Source organism: Acetomicrobium hydrogeniformans ATCC BAA-1850 (assembly GCF_000160455.2).
GTDB lineage: Bacteria > Synergistota > Synergistia > Synergistales > Acetomicrobiaceae > Acetomicrobium > Acetomicrobium thermoterrenum.
In genome coordinates, this window is the sequence record NZ_ACJX03000001.1 from 743765 (window position 1) to 762286 (window position 18522).

The 18522-nt window shown below is 47.8% G+C and carries 24 protein-coding genes and 2 pseudogenes; 11 read left to right on the top strand and 15 right to left on the bottom strand.

Annotated elements, in window-relative coordinates; all coding sequences use genetic code 11:
* Positions 1–88: 88 nt before the first annotated feature.
* Positions 89–352, bottom strand: a complete 264-nt coding sequence (locus HMPREF1705_RS03600; RefSeq protein WP_009202270.1) for a hypothetical protein — start codon at positions 350–352, stop codon at positions 89–91.
* Positions 353–603: 251 nt separating this feature from the next.
* Between HMPREF1705_RS03600 and HMPREF1705_RS03605 the strand changes: the two genes are divergently transcribed.
* The 3 genes and pseudogenes from HMPREF1705_RS03605 (at position 604) to HMPREF1705_RS11125 (ending at position 1515) form a co-directional block, all read left to right on the top strand.
* On the top strand, positions 604–1014 hold the full coding sequence (locus tag HMPREF1705_RS03605) for a hypothetical protein (RefSeq protein ID WP_040348824.1): 411 nt from the start codon (positions 604–606) through the stop codon (positions 1012–1014).
* Positions 1007–1351, top strand: a pseudogene (locus HMPREF1705_RS11030) (HepT-like ribonuclease domain-containing protein). The gene HMPREF1705_RS03605 and the pseudogene HMPREF1705_RS11030 overlap by 8 nt, the downstream one beginning before the upstream one ends.
* A gap of 35 nt (positions 1352–1386) precedes the next feature.
* Positions 1387–1515 (top strand): hypothetical protein, encoded by a 129-nt coding sequence (locus HMPREF1705_RS11125; RefSeq protein ID WP_009202267.1) that lies wholly within the window; start codon positions 1387–1389, stop codon positions 1513–1515.
* Between the two features lie 159 nt (positions 1516–1674).
* Here the strand turns inward: HMPREF1705_RS11125 and HMPREF1705_RS03615 are convergent.
* The 3 genes and pseudogenes from HMPREF1705_RS03615 to HMPREF1705_RS03625 all read right to left on the bottom strand — a co-directional run bounded on the left by HMPREF1705_RS03615 (position 1675) and on the right by HMPREF1705_RS03625 (position 5660).
* Positions 1675–2903: pseudogene (locus HMPREF1705_RS03615) on the bottom strand (IS256 family transposase).
* 98 nt (positions 2904–3001) lie between these two features.
* The gene (locus HMPREF1705_RS03620; protein WP_009202263.1) at positions 3002–3700 is read right to left on the bottom strand and encodes a hypothetical protein; all 699 of its coding nucleotides are present in this window, start codon (positions 3698–3700) and stop codon (positions 3002–3004) included.
* A gap of 154 nt (positions 3701–3854) precedes the next feature.
* Positions 3855–5660: a DUF2779 domain-containing protein gene (locus HMPREF1705_RS03625; protein ID WP_131725247.1), complete on the bottom strand. Its 1806-nt coding sequence runs from the start codon at positions 5658–5660 to the stop codon at positions 3855–3857.
* Between the two features lie 460 nt (positions 5661–6120).
* Here HMPREF1705_RS03625 and HMPREF1705_RS03630 point away from each other — a divergent pair, with 460 nt between their 5' ends.
* The 3 genes from HMPREF1705_RS03630 (at position 6121) to HMPREF1705_RS10830 (ending at position 7178) form a co-directional block, all read left to right on the top strand.
* The gene (locus HMPREF1705_RS03630) at positions 6121–6510 is read left to right on the top strand and encodes a hypothetical protein (RefSeq protein WP_009202261.1); all 390 of its coding nucleotides are present in this window, start codon (positions 6121–6123) and stop codon (positions 6508–6510) included.
* Between the two features lie 6 nt (positions 6511–6516).
* Positions 6517–6750, top strand: a complete 234-nt coding sequence (locus HMPREF1705_RS03635; protein ID WP_009202260.1) for a hypothetical protein — start codon at positions 6517–6519, stop codon at positions 6748–6750.
* Between the two features lie 221 nt (positions 6751–6971).
* The gene (locus HMPREF1705_RS10830) at positions 6972–7178 is read left to right on the top strand and encodes a hypothetical protein (RefSeq protein WP_131725248.1); all 207 of its coding nucleotides are present in this window, start codon (positions 6972–6974) and stop codon (positions 7176–7178) included.
* A gap of 311 nt (positions 7179–7489) precedes the next feature.
* On the opposite strand, the gene HMPREF1705_RS03640 is transcribed toward HMPREF1705_RS10830, so the two are convergent.
* The 3 genes from HMPREF1705_RS03640 to HMPREF1705_RS03650 all read right to left on the bottom strand — a co-directional run bounded on the left by HMPREF1705_RS03640 (position 7490) and on the right by HMPREF1705_RS03650 (position 8928).
* Positions 7490–7903 carry a hypothetical protein gene (locus tag HMPREF1705_RS03640; RefSeq protein WP_009202258.1) on the bottom strand — a complete coding sequence of 138 codons (414 nt, stop codon included), beginning with the start codon at positions 7901–7903 and terminating at the stop codon, positions 7490–7492.
* A 190-nt stretch (positions 7904–8093) separates the two neighbouring features.
* Positions 8094–8390: a hypothetical protein gene (locus HMPREF1705_RS03645; RefSeq protein ID WP_009202257.1), complete on the bottom strand. Its 297-nt coding sequence runs from the start codon at positions 8388–8390 to the stop codon at positions 8094–8096.
* A 61-nt stretch (positions 8391–8451) separates the two neighbouring features.
* Complete coding sequence (locus tag HMPREF1705_RS03650) at positions 8452–8928, bottom strand: hypothetical protein (RefSeq protein ID WP_040348823.1); 477 nt, start codon at positions 8926–8928, stop codon at positions 8452–8454.
* 366 nt (positions 8929–9294) lie between these two features.
* On the opposite strand from HMPREF1705_RS03650, the gene HMPREF1705_RS03655 reads away from it, so the two are divergent.
* Positions 9295–9561, top strand: a complete 267-nt coding sequence (locus HMPREF1705_RS03655; protein WP_009202255.1) for an AbrB/MazE/SpoVT family DNA-binding domain-containing protein — start codon at positions 9295–9297, stop codon at positions 9559–9561.
* Between the two features lie 514 nt (positions 9562–10075).
* On the opposite strand, the gene HMPREF1705_RS11035 is transcribed toward HMPREF1705_RS03655, so the two are convergent.
* Genes HMPREF1705_RS11035 through tnpA form a run of 3 tightly spaced genes read right to left on the bottom strand, consistent with a single transcriptional unit; the run spans position 10076 to position 11506 of the window.
* Positions 10076–10579 (bottom strand): RNA-guided endonuclease InsQ/TnpB family protein, encoded by a 504-nt coding sequence (locus tag HMPREF1705_RS11035; protein WP_083489943.1) that lies wholly within the window; start codon positions 10577–10579, stop codon positions 10076–10078.
* Positions 10527–11075: an RNA-guided endonuclease InsQ/TnpB family protein gene (locus HMPREF1705_RS11040; protein ID WP_009202252.1), complete on the bottom strand. Its 549-nt coding sequence runs from the start codon at positions 11073–11075 to the stop codon at positions 10527–10529. Before HMPREF1705_RS11040 ends, HMPREF1705_RS11035 begins: the two co-directional genes overlap by 53 nt.
* Positions 11072–11506, bottom strand: a complete 435-nt coding sequence (gene tnpA, locus HMPREF1705_RS03665; RefSeq protein ID WP_009202251.1) for an IS200/IS605 family transposase — start codon at positions 11504–11506, stop codon at positions 11072–11074. Before tnpA ends, HMPREF1705_RS11040 begins: the two co-directional genes overlap by 4 nt.
* 143 nt (positions 11507–11649) lie before the next feature.
* Here tnpA and HMPREF1705_RS03670 point away from each other — a divergent pair, with 143 nt between their 5' ends.
* The 3 genes from HMPREF1705_RS03670 (at position 11650) to HMPREF1705_RS03680 (ending at position 13244) form a co-directional block, all read left to right on the top strand.
* Positions 11650–12054, top strand: a complete 405-nt coding sequence (locus HMPREF1705_RS03670) for a hypothetical protein (RefSeq protein WP_009202250.1) — start codon at positions 11650–11652, stop codon at positions 12052–12054.
* A 238-nt stretch (positions 12055–12292) separates the two neighbouring features.
* Positions 12293–12997 (top strand): hypothetical protein, encoded by a 705-nt coding sequence (locus tag HMPREF1705_RS03675; RefSeq protein WP_009202248.1) that lies wholly within the window; start codon positions 12293–12295, stop codon positions 12995–12997.
* A complete protein-coding gene (locus HMPREF1705_RS03680; RefSeq protein WP_009202247.1) occupies positions 12975–13244 on the top strand; it encodes a hypothetical protein in 270 nt (89 codons plus the stop codon). Before HMPREF1705_RS03675 ends, HMPREF1705_RS03680 begins: the two co-directional genes overlap by 23 nt.
* A gap of 498 nt (positions 13245–13742) precedes the next feature.
* Here the strand turns inward: HMPREF1705_RS03680 and HMPREF1705_RS11250 are convergent, their stop codons facing one another.
* The 3 genes from HMPREF1705_RS11250 to HMPREF1705_RS03690 form a co-directional block, all read right to left on the bottom strand.
* Entirely contained in the window at positions 13743–13844 is a 102-nt protein-coding gene (locus tag HMPREF1705_RS11250; RefSeq protein ID WP_370739592.1) for a hypothetical protein, read from the bottom strand.
* A gap of 211 nt (positions 13845–14055) precedes the next feature.
* Positions 14056–14979: a hypothetical protein gene (locus HMPREF1705_RS03685; RefSeq protein ID WP_009202246.1), complete on the bottom strand. Its 924-nt coding sequence runs from the start codon at positions 14977–14979 to the stop codon at positions 14056–14058.
* A gap of 48 nt (positions 14980–15027) precedes the next feature.
* Entirely contained in the window at positions 15028–15705 is a 678-nt protein-coding gene (locus HMPREF1705_RS03690) for a DUF3159 domain-containing protein (RefSeq protein WP_040348821.1), read from the bottom strand.
* A 294-nt stretch (positions 15706–15999) separates the two neighbouring features.
* Here HMPREF1705_RS03690 and HMPREF1705_RS03695 point away from each other — a divergent pair, with 294 nt between their 5' ends.
* Positions 16000–16599, top strand: a complete 600-nt coding sequence (locus HMPREF1705_RS03695; protein ID WP_207382499.1) for a tyrosine-type recombinase/integrase — start codon at positions 16000–16002, stop codon at positions 16597–16599.
* Positions 16600–16682: 83 nt separating this feature from the next.
* Here the strand turns inward: HMPREF1705_RS03695 and HMPREF1705_RS03700 are convergent, their stop codons facing one another.
* Positions 16683–17099: a hypothetical protein gene (locus tag HMPREF1705_RS03700; protein ID WP_009202243.1), complete on the bottom strand. Its 417-nt coding sequence runs from the start codon at positions 17097–17099 to the stop codon at positions 16683–16685.
* 812 nt (positions 17100–17911) lie between these two features.
* Positions 17912–18361 carry a trypsin-like peptidase domain-containing protein gene (locus HMPREF1705_RS03705; RefSeq protein ID WP_040348819.1) on the bottom strand — a complete coding sequence of 150 codons (450 nt, stop codon included), beginning with the start codon at positions 18359–18361 and terminating at the stop codon, positions 17912–17914.
* Positions 18362–18522: the final 161 nt, after the last annotated feature.

Sequence of the window (18522 nt, forward strand, 5' to 3'; positions counted from 1 at the left end):
TTATTTCTTCTTGCACAAGCAGGGCATGGATCCTCCGGTACCTGTAACGTCTGTCCTTTTGTTTTAAACAGGTTTACGATCCCTTCTTTCAGCTTTTCATACTTGTCGCCTGCAAGAAGGCACTGAGGTAATGGCGGACTGCTGTCTTATGTTTTTCCTGCAAGAAGCTGGGGACCTTCGCATACCTTTTTTCATAGGGTACTCCGGTTTCTTGTTTTTCAAGGTATATCTTATACCACTTGCCCAGCATCTTGCGGTCGGGATAACCAAGTTTCCTGATGACATCAGCAGGACTTTTCCCGTACTTAATGTAAAGTTCGATCGCCCACATTCGTAATTCTTTTGAATACATGGACAGCCTCCTGTCTCATTACGAGTCCAAGATTTTGTCCGCACACCCAAGTGGGGAATTTATTTTGCAACTTTGTCCATGTTTATATTGCCATAAACAGGCCAATTTCCCAAATAAAAACGAGAGCGCTATTTTACATTTAAGAAGCTTTGTGTTATTTGCTACTTATTTATCTAAGATTTCTTTAAAAATTCTCGCGCTTATACAACAGCACAAGATTATATATAATGTTAGAGGATGTTAGAGGACGTTTGTCAATCAAGATGAAGATGCACGGACCAGCAATCAACCCGCGCCCTCAAGGTAAGAGTCCAGGCTTCAGCAGTTGTAACCTGGATAAGCATAAATACAACTATAACGGCGACCAGCTTGAGACCCTTTTTCATGGCTCCCTAATCCCCCTTGCACACAAGGCCGAGTTCCTTGAGGCGTATTCTCATGGCCTGGACGGAGACCACGTAGTGCCGGCTGAACTATTTAAGCGTAAATTTGTGAGCTTCACGGGCAAGCATCACCTTCGACATCAAAAGCTCGGCGGCGAAGGCGTTGGCCTCGCGGATTTTCTGGAAAACATCATCGGCGTGAGAGTTGACCTTACAACCCCGGACGGCATAAAACCTCACAGGAAAGAATACGTCATGAAAGATTTGCGCTATGTCTAAAAGGGACCGGAAGCTTTACGTCGAAGACGTTTTAGAATGCGTCAGGAAGGTCGAAAAGTACACCGACGGCATGGATTTTGCCTCTTTTAAGGAAGACGACAAAACGATCGACGCGGTCGTGAAAAAACTCATTGTGATAGGGGAAGCCGCCAAAAACATCTCCGACGACGTAAAAGGCCGTTACGAAGACACGCCCTGGTGAAAAATAGTTGGCCTTAGAAACAGGATCGTTCACGGGTACTTCAGCGTAGATTCGGAGATCGTCTGGAGCATCGCAAAGCGGGAGCTCCCCGCCTTAGAAATACAATTGGAGCGGATTTTGGAAGAAAGCCCTTAGTCGCCACGCCTGAGACAGGCTGAGCGGATCACATTTTGAGACGCGAAAACGGATTTATCGAGGCCGCCTTCGCCTTGCTGAAAGACGATGTTGGACACCAAACGAGCGGGCCCTTTGCCTTATTTATACTCATGAAGCGCGTAAAAAATACGGGACTATCCTAGATTTTGTGTAAAGTCCTAACAAGTGCAAAATGAGGCATTTAAAATATGGGCCCGGTGCTGGTTTTCAGCTCCGGACCTTTTTAATTATACCAAATAACAGACAGTCGGGCATAGCCATATTTTCAGGCTATACATTTTATCTGACATTGAAAATATTCCTCAGATCCTGCCTTCGAAAAATACCTCCAGCTGGGAGTGGATAGTACCCCAGTCCTTACGGCGCCCAGTCCATTTCTTGGTTATGTCCATCATTGCCAGATAAATCATTTTCAACAGGCTGTCATCTGTAGGGAAAACAGCCTTGGATTTGGTAACCTTTCTAAGCTGACGGTTGAATCCTTCAACGGTATTGGTCGTGTAGATGAGGGTCCTGACCTCAATAGGATACTTGAAATAGGTGCTAAGGTTAGCCCAGTGCTCCTGCCATGACTTGGATATCTTGGGATATTTCGCATCCCATTTGTCCCCAAATCTTTCAAGGCTGTCCAAAGCTGTCTGTTCATCTACTGCGGCGCATACCTCTTTTAGATCTGACATGAGGGCCTTTATGTCCTTATAAGACTTGGTCGAATTGCGTATCTGGTGGATTATGCACTGCTGGATCTCCGTCTTCGGATATGCCGCCTCTATTGCACCAGGAAATCTGCTTAAGACCGTCCACACAGGCTATAAGGATGTCTTCCAGTCCTCTATTTTTCAAGCTGTTCAGCACGGAAAGCCAGAATTTGGCGCTCTCGTTCTCTTTGATCCACATTCTAAGCACTTCTCTGGTGCCTTCCATGTTTATGCCTATTGCTATGTAGACTGCCTTCTTTATGATCTGCCCTTCACTGCGGACGTGATAGCAGATGACATCCATGAATACTACAGCATAGACGCTCTCAAGCGGTCTGCTCTGCCATTCTTTCACCAAGGGCAGTATCTTGTCCGTTATCCTGCTTATTGTAATGTCTTGAAACAGAGAGACCCTATATGTCACGAATATGGGTTTCAATGTCTGAGGTGGTCCTGCCTTTTGCGTACATTGAGAGGATCTTTTCTTCTATGTCCCCTGATATGCTTGTCTGCTGTTTCTTTACAAGCTCCGGCTCAAATTCTCCCTTGCGGTCGCGGGGAACGTTTGGGTCTATCTCTCCGTAGCTTGATCTTGCTTTCTTGGGGCTTGTGCCATTACGGCTGTTGTCTCTCGTCTTATTTTTATAATCATATTTTGAATAGCCAAGTTCTTCGTCCAGTTCACCCTCAAGACCATTCTCAAGGAAGGTTCCTATCATTTCCTTGAACAGATCATGGATATCCTCCATAGAGCTCACTTTTAACTCCTGGAGCAGACTGCTCATCTTTTCCCGCTTTGCTTCACGTTCCGGATCTCGATTTCTTCTTGCCATAATAAAACCTCCTGATCAGTGCTCTCTATTTTGCACCTTTCAGGAGGTTTACACAATTTGTGGGATGGTCTCGTAAATACCCCCGCGGGGGTATTTACTTAGGTAATTCTAAGCCCGTAATCGGCCTTTAAGGCAAAGTCGATAAAATCTTTTAGCATTTCCAAGTTATAACCATAGGTCCAAAACTCTTCCGGGCTTAAGGACTCCCAGTCTGGCTCCGCATACATTTCCGACGCCTGCTCCGTTTGCCATTCGGACGGAGCGGGCGGGCGACCGTCTTCCCTTAATTTTGTAGGTCCGACCGGTCCCCACGACGGCTCGGTCGATTTTGTGCGCGCCAAGTCGTCGTGGGCGCGCTGCAACGCCGTAACCAAGTTTTTCGTGTCCTTGCCGTTCACTACCTGCCCCCGGCTGCCGCAGTAATGATCCGGCGACCGCAGCGGTTCCCAACCGTAGTTGACGGCAAGCTCTAGCAAATTGTACCACGATAGATAGTTGAAATGAAACCGACTCGTCTTATCAAAATCTTCGTCAATCTTGAGCCAGAGCGTGTCGCCATCCTGGCAAAGCCTGACGGGTTTGTATTCGGGCTCGTCGGCGGCTTTGTCTTCGTCAGGCTCGTCGGCGGCTTCGCAGCCGTCGAGTTCGTCGTAGAGTTCGTCATCGAGTTCGTCGCCGTCCTGCGCGGCTTTTTTGCCCCTTGCCTTCTTCTTTCTTTGCTCAACAATGTCATATATGTCCATCTCTTCTTCTTCCGGGGTTAACCGCTGATGCAATCTGTGAATACTGTAGGACATCTTCGTTTTCTCCTTTTCTTTTTGTGTTTATCAGCTCAAAACGTCCGAGCGGTTTCGCTCCGCTTCTTCCTGCCCACGCCCGCAGTTATATCAGTCAGTCGCCGCTTTCTGTGGTTCACCACCCCCTCTCGGAAACCCGTTTTTTAAGGTTTTTTTACCGCCGTATCGCGTCCGCCCACCCCTGGTAAATCATGACCATGGCCAGCGTGTCCAGCTCGCAGTATTTCAGGAGGGCGCGCGCGATCGCTTCCCGCTCGTCGTCGGTCATGTCCGAAAACTGCATCTTGCACCAGGCCATGGCCGCGGCGCCGCCTTCGTGGATTTCCTCATAAGCGATTAAAAAGTCCCGCGTCTTTTCTTCGTCGAGGTCCTCAAAGATCTTTGGGAGGAGGCTGTACGGGTCGCGGACGTGGCCGTTTTCCTTTACCACCCAGGTCCAATCCTTGAAGTTTGAGCTTTTGACGCCGCCTTCGGCGCCGTATATGGGCTTGCCGTAAAATTCCTGCAGGTAAGGGGAGCCCTCGAGCACGGCCGGGAGCACGGCCTTGACGGAGTTAGACCCCCTCGCTGCCGGGTGGTAGCAGTACTTTTTTACCAGCTCGAGCATGTCGACCATGTTTCTCGGGCCGGCGACTTTTTCCCTCGTCTCCAGGCTTCTCGTTTCCGTTATCTCCCGTATAAAAGAGACGAGCTCTTGAGCGTCTGCCGGAGGCCGCGGGTCTTCTAACAGCTGGGCCGTTATCAGGTTTAAGCAGGTGTTTTCGTGGGCTCCGTACTTGAATATGGTCCCTTCGTCTTTTTCGAGTTCGCCTTTCAGGGCGCGGACGAATTCGTAGTTGGGGAAAACCCCGGGGCGCGTCTCGATGAACTGCCCAGCGTGGCGGACCGATCCGTCTCGCTCGACGACGTGGTGAGAGAACTGAAAGGCTATCGTCTCGTAGGGGTGTCGGCCCTCGTTGAACGGTACGGCGACCATCGCGGTCTCGAAGTCTATGAAGTGAAGCGGGAACTTCCAGGAGAGCATCTCGCCTTTAAGCCCTTCTTTGTCAATGTGGGGGCTCGTATCGCCCGAGAGGGTCTTTTCTATCTGAAGCCACTGCCTTTCGCTCGTCGTGAGGCCCCTCGTCTTGCCTTTTTCCCGCGGTATGTCCCTTTCGGTTACGTCTTCCATGCGCCACCGGCCTTCTGAGATGAGCTCGTCCTTTTTGCGGAAGTTCCACAGCTCAAGTATCGTGGGCCTGTCAAAGTCGTCGTTGGTCAAACCAAAGCTTTCCCTCCAACACTCCCTGAAACCGCAGCGGAGGCCCGCTTCGAGCTCCCCCTCTTCGGCGTGGAACTCGCAGCGCTGATACCTCGCGCCCGGCTGAGGTTTTACTTTTTCGCCTTTCTCGTAGTAGTCGGCCATGAGCGCGATGACCTCTTCGATGGACTTTCCGTCGAAAAGCCTGTGAAGTTTGTTTACTTTGTCTTTAAGGATCGCGCGCACGGCTTCGTCGACGGACACCTCGACCAATATGCGCTCGCTCAAGTCTTCCTCGGTGAGCTTGATGTAAATTTCGACGCCCTTGCCGTCCGGAAGCCTTTTTATGCGAATCCTCTGGTTCATGCCGTTGGTGGGGCACTTCGCCGACTTGTCCGGCATCATGAGGTATGGCTTTACGGCGTAACCAGGCATGGCTTTTTTCAAGACGTAAACCTGAAAGGCTACGTCGAGCAGGTAGAGTAGCCAATCGGGGCTGACGCTTCCGTTTTTCGACAAAAAGCTCACGACTTTCGCCGAGTCGTACGATTTGGCCTTGACCTCGATCAGGCGCAGGGTGTTTCCTTCTTTCTTCAAGATGTCTGCCCGCATGAAGAGGTTTTTAAAGCTGAACGCCGGCTCGAAGAGGATGATCGAATCCTTTTGCAGCAACTCGGTCGTCATGTACTCTGCCCTGCTGTAATCCACTTCATTGATCATTACGGTTTCTTCTTGATGCCGATAATACGCCCTGACTAGCTCCCCCACCTGGAAGCCTCCGTCGGCCAAGGCCCGCAAAAAGGGGTCGGCCGAGGCCCTGTTAGCGTACTCTTTTTCCCCGCGTAGTACAGCTTGGTCGGGCACGTCATCGCGAGGTTAAAAAGCGATTTGGTCAAGAAATGATGCTCCGCCGCCATGGAATTACCACTCCCTTCTCGAAATCCATGGAAATTTATCCTTCCTGCCCCGCGAAGCCGACTTCGCCTTTTCGGTGCCGTCGGGTCTTCAACCTTGACGCTTCGTTTACAAACAACATTATACCCACCAAATATTGTTGTTGTCAAGAAACTATTATAGTAATAATACCACTATATCCACATGATCTTACAATAATTGGTATTGATTAACACTAATTATTTTAGTAGAATATGGCCTCAAATCAATAGGAGGGGGTTTCTCGATGAAAAGGGTGCTGTTGGCGATCGGATTGGTTTTGGCGTTCGCTTCTTTCTGTTTGGCTTTGCCCATGTCGGGGCTTTTCGATCCCGCGTCTATCCTTTTGAGCATCGTAGAGCGGGAGGCGAAAGAGTCCGCGGTGCCCCCGGCGTTTCTGTCTTTGGTGAAAGTTTTTAACGAGCTCCACGAAAAGCAGATAGACGAAAAACAGGCCAAGGAGTTCTGGAAGGGCAACTACAGGAGCCACCACGGGCCGCTTTTCGATATTTATTACGACTTCGGCACTGTCGAAGACGCCGTACAGTGTTTTAACGAACTCCGCAATGCGAGGAGAGCTGACGACGACGTCAAGGTGGGGATATTGAAGAACAACGAAGGGCACTCTTCCGCCTGATACGTAATGTGCTCGGTCGAGGAGTTCGCGGAAGAGCTTGAGATCGGGCGTGTCGCCTTCGCGCACTTCGACGAAGAGCAGATGGAAGCGCAAAAGGGCGTGGCAGGCGAGATGCTTTCGAGCCTTATCCTCCCGACGTTCGGGTGGGGTGCCTATCACAGCGCGCAGGACGCAGTGTACGCCCAGATGAACGTGGGGGTGGCCGTTTTGAGACTTAAAGGCGACAAGGCCCTGGTTTAGACGCCGGAAGGGGGAAAGGAGACAGACTTAAGGGCCCTGCTCAACGCGTAGGACTACATCCTGGTTTTCGAGTCCGAGAAGCTAAAGGAAAGGCAGCGGGAAGAGTAGAAAAAATCCGAGTCCGAAGCCTACCTCGAAAAGATTCGGCAAGAAGTTAAAGAGTAAGGCAAAAAGGCTCTAAGCGGGCGCTTAGGGCCTGGCAAACTCAAATAGGGATCTTTGTGGACAAGTACTGCCCAAACTGCAAGCGCATGGTCGGAGTCAAAAAGAACATGATGCCCGGGATAATCACGATCGTCGTAGGGCTCTTAATCGCGCTCTTTCTGCCCTTCGTTTGCTTGATCGTTGGAGCCCCTGTGGCCTTGGTGGGCGTCGTTTTGCTGATCCTCGGGGGATCTAAGTGCTCGATCTGCGGCAGCAAAACCTGACCAAAGAGCCGCCTCAAGGGACGGCCTCGGGCAAGCCTTAAGGTTCAGGACGGGTCGGGGTGGTTTTCTCAAACGTCCGAAAGCCGCAGGATAAACCAGACGGGGGAGCGCTTAAAACAGGCGAGAGCGCTCCCCCGTCGCGCCCGCGCGGGGATTGCCCGTTTCCCTTTTGCGCCCCATGGGTTTCAGTGTAGCGCCTAAAACCTATCCGTCAATCTCGGGCAAGTTTTCTACAAGTTCTTCCTTAATGTTTTTCCAACACAATGTAGTAATCCACGGCAGAAACCATGGCATCGAGCCCTCTGACCTTCTCAGGCCCGCGGGCGCCCTCGCCTTTCAGGGATTCCCGGCCTGACCATTACGCTTTCGACGTAATCGATTACCCAGTCTGGCCTTATTATATTAAAAAGTTCTTCCGGCCATTCGCAGGTTGTGGGCCATTCGGAGACTGGGGTGTCGGGAGCTAAGAGAATGTCCCGGCTTTCGTCGCCGTAGAAGTGCCTACAGCAGGCCAGAAGGACGGGCTTGCCGACTCTGTCCAGGTACTCTATAACGGCGGTGCAGGTAAGTACCACGTTCATGTCGCGAAAGTTGCGCTGTCGGACTATTCTAATCACGACGAAAGGGTCCTTTTGTTCCGCCAACTCGCACCACAGGTCAAACCCGCGGAGAAGGCCGTAATTTCTTGCGTATCTTAAGCTTGTTATCTCCCTGTACTCCCTCAAAATCTTAAGCCTATTGAGCGCGCGCCCTGGGGAAGCCTAATTTTCTCGTCGCCTCCCCGTATTCTTCACGCGGGCCCTCCTCACCCAAGAGGCTCTTAAAGCTGCAGCCCGCGACAGATGCCACTTTGTTTGCTTCGTTTCTTATAGCCTTTATAAAGTCGGCTTTCCCGACTACTAAAAATACCCTTTCCTATTTCGGAAGCAACTTCAGGCACTCTGAAACAACCTGAAAAAACTCGTCGCCCTCAAAGAGAGTTAACGGCAGCGTGTGCACGAAAACGCAGGATCTGCCCCTCGGCTTGAGCTCGCTTAAAACCGCGTCGAACCACAGCGAGAGGGCGGCTTCCGTTTTTGGGTTCGCCTTCTTTCTACCACAGGTTTTGTAGGCTAAAAAGACGGAGTCGGCCTGCTCGTAGGTGATATCAGCCCCGTTAGCGAGCCGGTCCGCCACTTCCTTTAACTCGTCGGCAGTCGCCGCCTTTATCACGCTCTTCCCCCCTCAAACGGTTCGATTGCCGCCTGTTTTAGGTTTCCTCTGAAGTTTAAACCTACTCTGTCTTGTACATGTCGTAGAGCGCCCGCTTTGGCGTGAGCTCCTCGGCGCTTTTGAGTCTCACTTCCTTGCCCTTTTTCCGCAGGTACAGCACAAACATAACGGCCATCGTCGCGGATACGAGCCTCTGGTGCTCCAGGACGGACAGGGCGGGCCCCAGCTCTTTCTCGTAGGGCGCGAACTCGAAGTACAAAAGCCCGGGCGACCTGACGGTTTTCGTTACGATGTTTTTAAGCTCCTCGAAAGAGAGGAATTTTTCCGGGTCATTTTCGGTCAGCCACTTCAAGGCGAAGAAGCTGTCCACCAAAACGAGGTTGTTTCCCCTCTGCCCCCTGACGCCGTGCTTGACCCAGTCCAGGGCCGAACTGATGCTTATCCCAAACAGATCGGCTAGCTCGTAGTTGTCGAGATCGAAGTCCTTTTGCAGTCCCCTGATCGCTTCCGGTGGGACCATGACACCGCTTTTACTCAACGTCCTCACCACTCTATCGTTTAAGTTAGTTTAATTATAATTTGATTATGCGTTTCTAGCAACCATTTTAATAAAAGTAAATGTACGTGAATGAAAAAATACGTTAGATACAGCAGGTTTGTATGTGCTATATTTACGCGAGATAAGAAGCTTTTCTTGTATTTTATAGTGATAAATACTTTATGATGTCCAGCAAGTCAAAAGGGTCAAGCCCATTTTTTCCTGTAAAAAGGGTTGCCTATGCATGATCATGTCCCGAATAAGATCTTCAGTTATTATTCTATTATTCAGCCCTTGACAGGCAGAGTCCGTTGTCTACAATGAAACCATCAATTAGTGGGATTATCCCACTAAGGGGAATAGAAGATGGCTGACACAAAAGAAGTGGCTGTAAGAATAGACAGCAAAGGCCGCATTACTTTGCCCAGGAGCATGAGAAAGGCTTTGGGAGTAAAAGCGGGTGACACGTTGTTCTTTAAGTATGATCCGCAAAGTAACAGGTTGCAGATAGCCCCTGCAGTGAGTCCTTTTGATGCCTTAGCGAAAGAAGCTATCAAGGAGTATAAGGAAGGTCATACCAGAACTATAGAAGAGTACGCCAAAGAAAAAGACATCCCTTCGGACGTCAAATGAACTTTGAACTGCATTGCTGCGGGGACTGGCCGAAGAAGCCGTCAGGGAAATTTTGACGCTTAAGCAAAACCCATATTTGGGCAATCAGCTGAAAGGCTCTCTGTTAGGAGTCAGGGCTTTGGAATTTTCTCTTGAAAGTGGCTTATCGGGCTGTCTATATAGTACAGGAAGACGATAAGACCTGCCTGGTGTTCATGATAGGACCCCACGAAGGTTTTTATCAAAAGGCGGCGCGCAGGGCAAAGGCCTTAAAAAGCCGCGAAGGATAATCGGCTGTCCATTGTCAAAGCGGAAAAGTTGTAGTAAAACCTGTTTCGAGATCGAAAGGTGTTAGATGAAGTACATCTACACCACCTTTTCCTAAAAGTCTCTCATAGCCCAATAGATTCCTATAGTATGTGTTTGCTGAGATGGGATTTTAGGCTGTTGAATGTTTCCACGTCGACAGGGCAACTTAAAAATTTTACAGGTACAAGCAAAGAGTGAAGGCTCCCCTGAATGAACAAAGGGGCTTCTAGGGATTAATACCCAAGGCTTGCCTTCCCAAACCCAAAATATTTAGTGCGGCATTAACGTCACGGTCTAAGACTAGACCACAACACGGACACTTAAAAACTCTTTTTGACAACGGCATTTTTTGTCGGTGTCCACAACTTGAGCAATTCTGACTGGTATAGGCGGGATTAACAGTCACAAACTTGCGTGCGGCCCATTCTGCCTTCATCGCAAGTAGTCGGAAGAATCCTGACCAAGCCGCGTTAGAAATGCTTTTAGCAAGACAGTGGTTGTGTAACATGCGGTTGACATAAATATCTTCAACGGCAATTATACCGAAGCAATTAACTATCTTACGTGAGTACTGATGAATGAAGTTTTGTCGTTTCCAAGCAATACGTTCGTGTATCCTGGCAACAACCTTGCGCCGCTTCTTCCATTCACGTGTTCCTTTTTCAGCTTTAGATAACTTACGTTGCGCTTTTACCCGATCTTGGTTCGACAGCGGTCTCTTTAGTTTCACACGTCAGATGAATGTATATATATCCCAAAAGGTCGCGTTTAACTGTCAAGGTCTTAATTTTTCCTTCAATATTGCGGGACTTGGAGTATTTGTATACGTTGCCCATAATTATAATCTTATTCCCTTCAAGCATTTTGTATCCGGTCTGCTTCAAAGTGAAAGATTTGTACTTCCTGATCTTCTTGAAGGAAGGCGGTGCTGTTTTGATACCGCGCTTTTGGTTTTTGAAAAAAAGCTTGTAGTTCCTTTCAATCCTCTGGGCAATATCCTGGATCGCCTGGGAACCTAACTGATTCCAAAAAGCAAACCTTCGGCGTTTCTTTAGTTCCGTTATATGTTTCATCAGTTTGTTGACGTTCAAATGTTTTCCGTACAGGCGGTAGTATCTCCTATGCAGGGCTATAAGGTGGTTATATATCCGTCCAGCAACGTCTATCAGTCTATGAAGTTTTTTATTCTTCTTTGAGCGATAGAGCTTGAAACGGTAGGTTTTCATTTGTTCTTCTGCTTCTTGATATACTTACGGATAGTCTCTTCGGATATATGGCCAACTGATTCACAGTAGTATGATCTGGTCCACATAGACGGTAGCCTACTTTTCAGCGATGGGAACTCTTGTCTCAACATACGAGAAGTATAACCTTTCAACTGCTGTACGATAAAATGGGGACTATTGGTAGGCGTTGTTTTCACGAACAGATGTACATGATCTGGCATGATCTCCATTTGGACAATCTCTACTTCAATCTCATGAGCCTTTTGTAGCAGCAGTTCTTCTAGCCGTTTTGCCACATCAATTACCAGTACTTTACGGCGGTATTTAGGACACCAGATAAGATGATAGCTAATATTGTATACGGTTGTTGTTGATCGTTTCCATCTTTTCCCGTTTATGATTAAATTATAATATAGATATTTACAATACATCTAATAAAAATAATATCGCCTTTCATCCCACTTTTAAAAGCGAGCTTTCCCGGCGGTGGATCGTAAAAAGGACGAAAACACTATCGAAAAAACGGCAGAGCCCGGCAAGAAAAAAATAAAGAAAGACAAGGAAGGTAAGAAAAATGAACAGTAAAAAATTCCCCGACAAAAGGATAGACAGAGAGATCACAGAGCAGTTGATAATTTATATCCTTGCAAATTATGAAGAAAAGACGCAGCTGACGGAAAAGGTCCTGCGCAACCTTGTCTACTACTGCGATCTCAACTACCATCGACTGTACGGTGAGACGATCACGAAATCATCAAGGTATAAAAAAACGGAACGCAGGCTATTAAATCCGGAGCTTAGCTCAGTAATTCATGATCTCTTGAAAAATAAAATCATAAAAAGGATTTTTTGCACATCACCCGACGGTAAATTAAAGAGCTACTATGCATCGGCCTTTCCTTTCTGTCCTTCAGCTTTCACTGATGAGCAGAGACGGATCATTGACGAGACGATAAGACAGCATGTATCGTCAAGGTAATGAAAGTTGAAAGATGGATTGCTCATTCAGGTTATCTTTTCATATCTCTCGCAGCCCATCTAAGACGGCGCAGAAGGCATCAAACTTATTTAAGGCGTAGTTTAATACTTTTAAGAAAGAAAATGCAAAATAGGACGTCTAAAAGCAGGTCTTAAAATTCTCACGTTTCTTATCGTTTAGTCAGCGGGAAAGTATTCAGTATCCGACGGTTTGAATATGTTTTAATTTGGGTGAGATCATGGAAAAATCAGAAAAATCATTTGAAAAGATATTGGAAGTACAACAAAAAATTCAAAAGTTGTTTCCCGAATGCGTGCTTGTGGGCGGAAGCGCTGTAGCCATGAAGCGCAAACATCGCGTCTCTTTCGATGCGGATAACGTCATGGAAGAATTGAAACAGAATTTCGAAAAAATACTTGAAAAACTCGAGTCCTTATCGGGGTGGAAGACAAAGCGTTTGCGTCCGCCGGTGTTGATATTGGGGCGATTTGAAGGTATAGACGTAGGCATCAGACAGTTGATAAGAAAAAAACCACTGGAAATCGAGATCATAAATGGTATCAAGATACCGACCGACAAGGAGCTTCTTCGCATAAAAGCTTGGCTTATCGTGACAAGGAATGCCGTCCGCGATTACGTCGACTTTGTCGCCCTTTGTGATGGAATGTCAAAAGAAGACATGCTCGATGCCATGGATAGCTTTGATGAATGCTATCCGCAGCCTGAAAATTGCGAAAAAACGTCTTTTCAGTTGATAAGAATGCTTGCTTTGGCTAAGCCTTATGACCTAACCGACATAAATCTCAATATATACAAAGGCATTGTCAGTCCCTATAATTCATGGCAATATATTAAAGAAAGATGTAAGCAAATTTCTGATCTTCTTTTCGACAGATTGTTTCTTGAAAAGGGTGATGCAAATGATCCATCGCCATATAGATGACGAACTGGACTTGTCCGTCCCTGCAATAGAAGACGTCATCCTGCGGGGAAGTTTTGAAGATCAGCGCAGGCTTGCCCGTCGTATTGCATGCGATCCCTTTGGCGAAACGGCACAGGCTCTCGAACGCATTCTGAAAGCCATTCCGGAAGAGCTCGGAAGCTACGGCATCGTCTGGGCAAGATTTCTTGAAAGAACAAGAGCAAGAGATAAAAACAAGAAATATAAGGAAACGTCGAAGATATCTTAAACGAACTACCTTCCTGCAAAAGCCGGTAATGTAGGAATTTATGAAGAAATTGCTTCTTGCGACTTGTTAACTTTATTGACCAGGTTTATAAATGTATACAATAAATATTTGTCGAGTGCGAAGTTGGAGCGGCCACCCTTCCTCTTCGTCAATATATTCTTCCCTATGTTTCGGACATCCCATCCTGTTTGAATATTTTAAAAACCCGCGTGGTTATGGGCTTCTCTTATTTTGGTGAAAAAGGCTTGAAAATACGATAACCGTGTGTATCCTTTTGTATTTTAACGCACTAGGAATACCCCCCTTTTTTAAAATCTAAACGCATTGGTGGGATGTTTATACCTTTTGAGAAAAGTACATGCCTTACAGGGCGTCTTAGAGCCGGATGATTCTTTTGTTTTAAATAGAATTTAAGAATTTGATTGTCTGTTCGAGTCCATATATCCTTTTCGTCAAGGACTGTAACAACAGGCAAAAGACGCTGATGGGGTTTTCAGTCTATATTCTGTGGCACCTATCTTCAGCCTGCACGGTGTCAATGTGTGTCCACGTAACCTTGGTAAGTACGACGTTTGTGGAAGATGTAAAGTCTATCCCCACTTCCGCAATTTTATGTTTTTAAATTAAAAGTTAGGATCATGATCCGTCGCAGGAAGCCCATGAGTTTAGGCGTGGGTAACTGATGACATTTAACAGCCGAGTTTCCGTATCATATTTTTCGGGCCGACCCCGTCAGGATTTTTGTAAAATGACTGATAATGTCAAACGTTTTTGGGACGGCGTTGCTGTACCGGTTACGTAATTCGTAAATCTATCTCTCGTCTTTCAGCCAACCGTCTTCCAGTTCAATTCTTTCCCTAGTTCTTTTATTATCTAACATAAATTTCAACTTCGAGTCTAATTCATTTACAGCTGTATCTATTATGGACTTATCGTAGATATTATCTGATGTTTTCTCTTTGGATTTATAACAAGAGACACCAAAAGATAGATAGGGTTTTATTTTTGTGTAGCTTTCTTTATCAATATAGATTTTGGCTTTATTATCACATGTCACTATAAAGAAAGGTTTAGCTTTAAATCTCTCGGTTATTTTCATTATTGCATGGAGCCACAAATCATGACAAGAAGGTAAAAAAACTCCATTGCCAGCCAGCCCACACTTCTCGTTGAAATAATATATCCACCAGTTTTTGGCTGCCGAGCTTTCTGCATCGATGCCTACATACTCGTTCAGGTCTGCTTTGACATTTACCTTTTGAAAAAGAGCTGCACGATTGGATATCAGTGTGGTTATGTTTATCCGCCTGTTCGTACGATACAACGTTATTCCTTCCCCCACGCCAAACGAATGCGGTAGTCTACCCTTTGGCTTCCACGGCAACCTGCTGATCGGTAAAATTCCGGCGGGTAGTCCTGCGTAACGTACTTTTTTATGCCAAGGTAACAAATTCAGACAACTGCCAACGATGTCGTTAATTCCGGGCTCGATAGAGACTAGAGAGAATAGCGGCAGGGTACTGACAAAGTTTCCGTCCTTTCCGTTTTTTAGTTGGTTATAAACTTCGTTGTACCATGCTGTTAGTGCTGTGATAAGATATGCATCCGCATTTAAGCTATATTTAAATAGGTTATAGGCAGCTGAAAATATTTCGTCGGATTCCTGTTCAGTTATATCTCCGACGCCGTGCAGTTTTCCGATAGAGTTCCTTATTATTGTCTGTAATCCGCCCATCCTGCCGTCATCCCCGACGTATTTTCTCTAATGGTTCTTAAAATATTATCATCGATTCGGTTTTAAAGATTTTACTGCCTTGGCTAACTCATTGATTTGCTTGGGTAAATTTTGTAATTCATACATCGTTCTTGTTTCTTCAGTGTCGTAAAATAATCCGAAGCGAAGGTGTGTTATATCGAGCAAAAATGGTATTCTATGTTTCTGCCCCCGTGAATCTTTAAAGTTTACATACCCCTTCCATTCGCTTCCTTCGGCTTTTGCTTGTTTGGAAACATCATTTGCTGTTCCCAATAGCTGTGATACGCTCTCATATGGCAAGAGCACCGCTATAGCATTGTCTTTTCCATTTGCTAGCAGGGGGATGTCACTGTCGTTGCCTACGGTTCTTTTCGGAATAGAATTTCCAGTCCATTCCAGATAGATATCATGTGCGGCGGTTCCGCCTACATTTCGAATTCTAAGCTGGGATAAACTATACCTGCTGGTAGAGTCAATGTAGGGATATGGATATGGTCTCAGCCTTTCTTCGGTCAATTCCGTGGAACGCAGAGCTGTAAAAGCCGAAATGACCCCCGTAATTACTGCGGCGGAGCCGGCAAAGACATTAACAAACCCGATATTTTTTTCAACAAAAGCTTCCCAAATTGCCCAAAGAGCCGTTATTCCTGCGGCAATAGCCAGTGCCCACGACATACTTCTTATTAATACTCTATATCTTGACATTGTCATCACCTTTTCTCATAGTCCGCTAATATGATTCGCAATTAGCCAATCGCACATACTGCCAATGTAAAGTTTCTTAAGGTGCACAGCTTTCTATATAAATGACAGCTTTATTTTACAGGAAACTCGGCTTTATGTGTTTTTCAAATGCAAGTAAAGTAACGTTATCTCGCGTTTTACGGAGGTGTTTTACGTGGAGGTCTTAGCTGTCAGAGGCGCGGACGGCGGCGCTCAAATCGTTGCCATATGACTGCACGAGAAGTCGGACAACACAAAAAGGCGTACGCGCGCGATGTGGGAAAGTTTACAGCCTTTGTCGGCAAGCCGTTGGGCGACGTCCAGATGTTTTCGGACTCGCTCGACGCCCGCGCTCAAGCCACGAAGGCGCGCGCCGTGGCCGCCGTCAAGTCCCTTTTCGCCTTCGGCCGCCGCATAGGGTACCTGCGCTTTGACGTGACGACCCCGATCAAGCTCCCCAAACTCAAAAACACGCTCTCAGAGCGCATCCTGACCGAGGGCGACGTGCACCGCGTGATCGCCCTCGAGGAGAACGCGCGGAACAGGACCCTGATCAAACTGCTTTACGTGGCGGGCCTCAGGGTGTCCAAGGCGTGCTCGCTGCGTGCGCTGGACGTGCAGCCCGCGAGCGACGGCGGCTACGTCTACGTAACCATTTACGGCAAGGGCGAAAAGACGCGCACGATCCTTTTGGACCAGGGCATCTACGACGAGCTTTTATCCATCCGCGGTGGAGGCCCCGTGTCCCTGCACTGGTTCAGACACGTCCACGCCTCGCACGCGCTCGACCGCGGGTGCCCGATCCAACCTCGTGCAGGTCACGTTGGGCCACGCGTCCGTGGCCACGACGGGCCACTACCTGCACGCCAGGCCTAACGACAGCTCCGCTAGGTACCTGTGCAGCCCGTGAGAGAAAGGACCTTAAAAGCCCGCGCGGCCGAAAGGCGGGCCAGCCTCGGCTAATACGGATCGTCGAGTATGATCCAGTACTCCTCGCTCAGCGCCTCCTCGGCCTCCGGGCTCGCGGCCGAGGCTTCTTCTGGCGCGGAGCACAGGAGGTCTGAAATTACCTCGTCTTCAGCCCCATCACCCAGGGTCAGTCTCGTCTGGGTTACCGCCTCGACGGACGTTTCGACCACCCGCCACTTCCCGTTGAAGAGGGACAGGGCCGTACCGGGAGGGAGGGCGTCGGGCGTCTCGTAGGGCAGGGCCGCCAGCCTTTCAAAGCCGGTCGTCTCGAGCGCCTTTTCCCTGAAGTAAGGGAGGCTCAAAGTGGACCTTTCAAACGTCACGGCGTCGCTTTGGGCGACGGGCTTGACGGAAGCACACACAACGTTGAGCTCAAGGCCACTTACGACGTCCTTTAGCGCGGTCATCACTCAACATGGACCGTGGCATAACCTTGAGAGACGTCGAATTTGCCACATTGGAGTGGGTGAACTCATTTTAATAACAGCAGGCTCCTTAAAGCTATAGGAAACATTCTGCACCTCAAGCTTTGAGGAAAAGTATTACAATCTCCAGGAGACCCCAGCCGTTATGGCTAGACTCAAATAAAAAAGTCTCCGGGAAAGCTGGGGCGGTTCAATCAGTTAGGCAAAAGAAGGAAGGAGATTAAGACCGGCATTCAAGCTTTAGAGGGGATGGTCTTAGGAAATAGAAAGGGAATCTATTGCTCAAGAATTAGTGATGCTTGCCTTGAATAAATTTACGGATATCTGGGACTATATCCAACCCAATCAACAGAAGGAACTGTTGAGCCTCGTCCTCCATAAGGCTGCCCTTGCCCCGGACAGCATAAAGATAGCTCTTATACGGGCGACCCCCCGAAATAGGGCTTTTTTCTTTATGTGAATCTGAGATACGCTCTCAGACACCAATCTGGCTAGCCGATCGTTTGAGCGACCTTTAAACTTTCATCGAGCTGTCCCGCCCTTGCCATCGCCTCAGCAATCCTCAAAAGTGCTATCACTAGACCATCTTCACCAGGTTGAGGCGTTTGGATGGCCTCTTTATAGGTTTTGTACAATTCGGCTTGGGTAGTGACAAGCGCAAAGGGCGCAAAGGAATTCCCTGATAAGGGGTTACACCTCTGCCTTGGTCCCCTTTAAAAACTCCTTTGCGACGTTAGAAGGAATGGCTATGCTTACGACCTGCCCTCTCTCTAAGAGGCAAAAGGAGGCGATACCTATGATCTCTGCCTTCTTGTTAAAACCCGGCGCACCGATGCTTTTTTGGTAACGGGTGTAGTGATTTGTAACGCTTTAAGCCCGCCCTTTAACTCTCGAAAGGCGCTTACAACTCCAGTGCTTATCTGGCCTGCCGCAGACGGCATCGAAGAGATGACGCAAATTGCCTCTCTCAACTTGACCTTATCGGAATCGCCAAGGGATATAAAGGGCAAATTGTTCCCCTCTGCCTGAAGTATTATCAAACCCTTGTCGGCATCGGCTGCAATAAAACCTTTAACAGTCAAAAAGGAACTGTCGCTGCGTCGTACCAGCAGATCCCTTTTGTCGATGATAACTTTAAAGCTGGTAACTACCTTGCCGTCTCCACTTATGATGAAACCTGAGCTTAGGGGCGTGGTTTCTCCCCCCTCTTCACCTGCGGACATGACAGGTACGATCGCAAACAACCCCTTATCCGTAAGGATCTGATCAATCCGTTATCTCCTGTGCTGCTGACGCACCGGCAAAGATTGCTACAATTAAAACCCCAAGGCCATCAATCGCTTCATATAAACGCCTCCTCGATCCTATTTAAGGTCTAAATTCTTTCTATTGAAAAACTCGGATC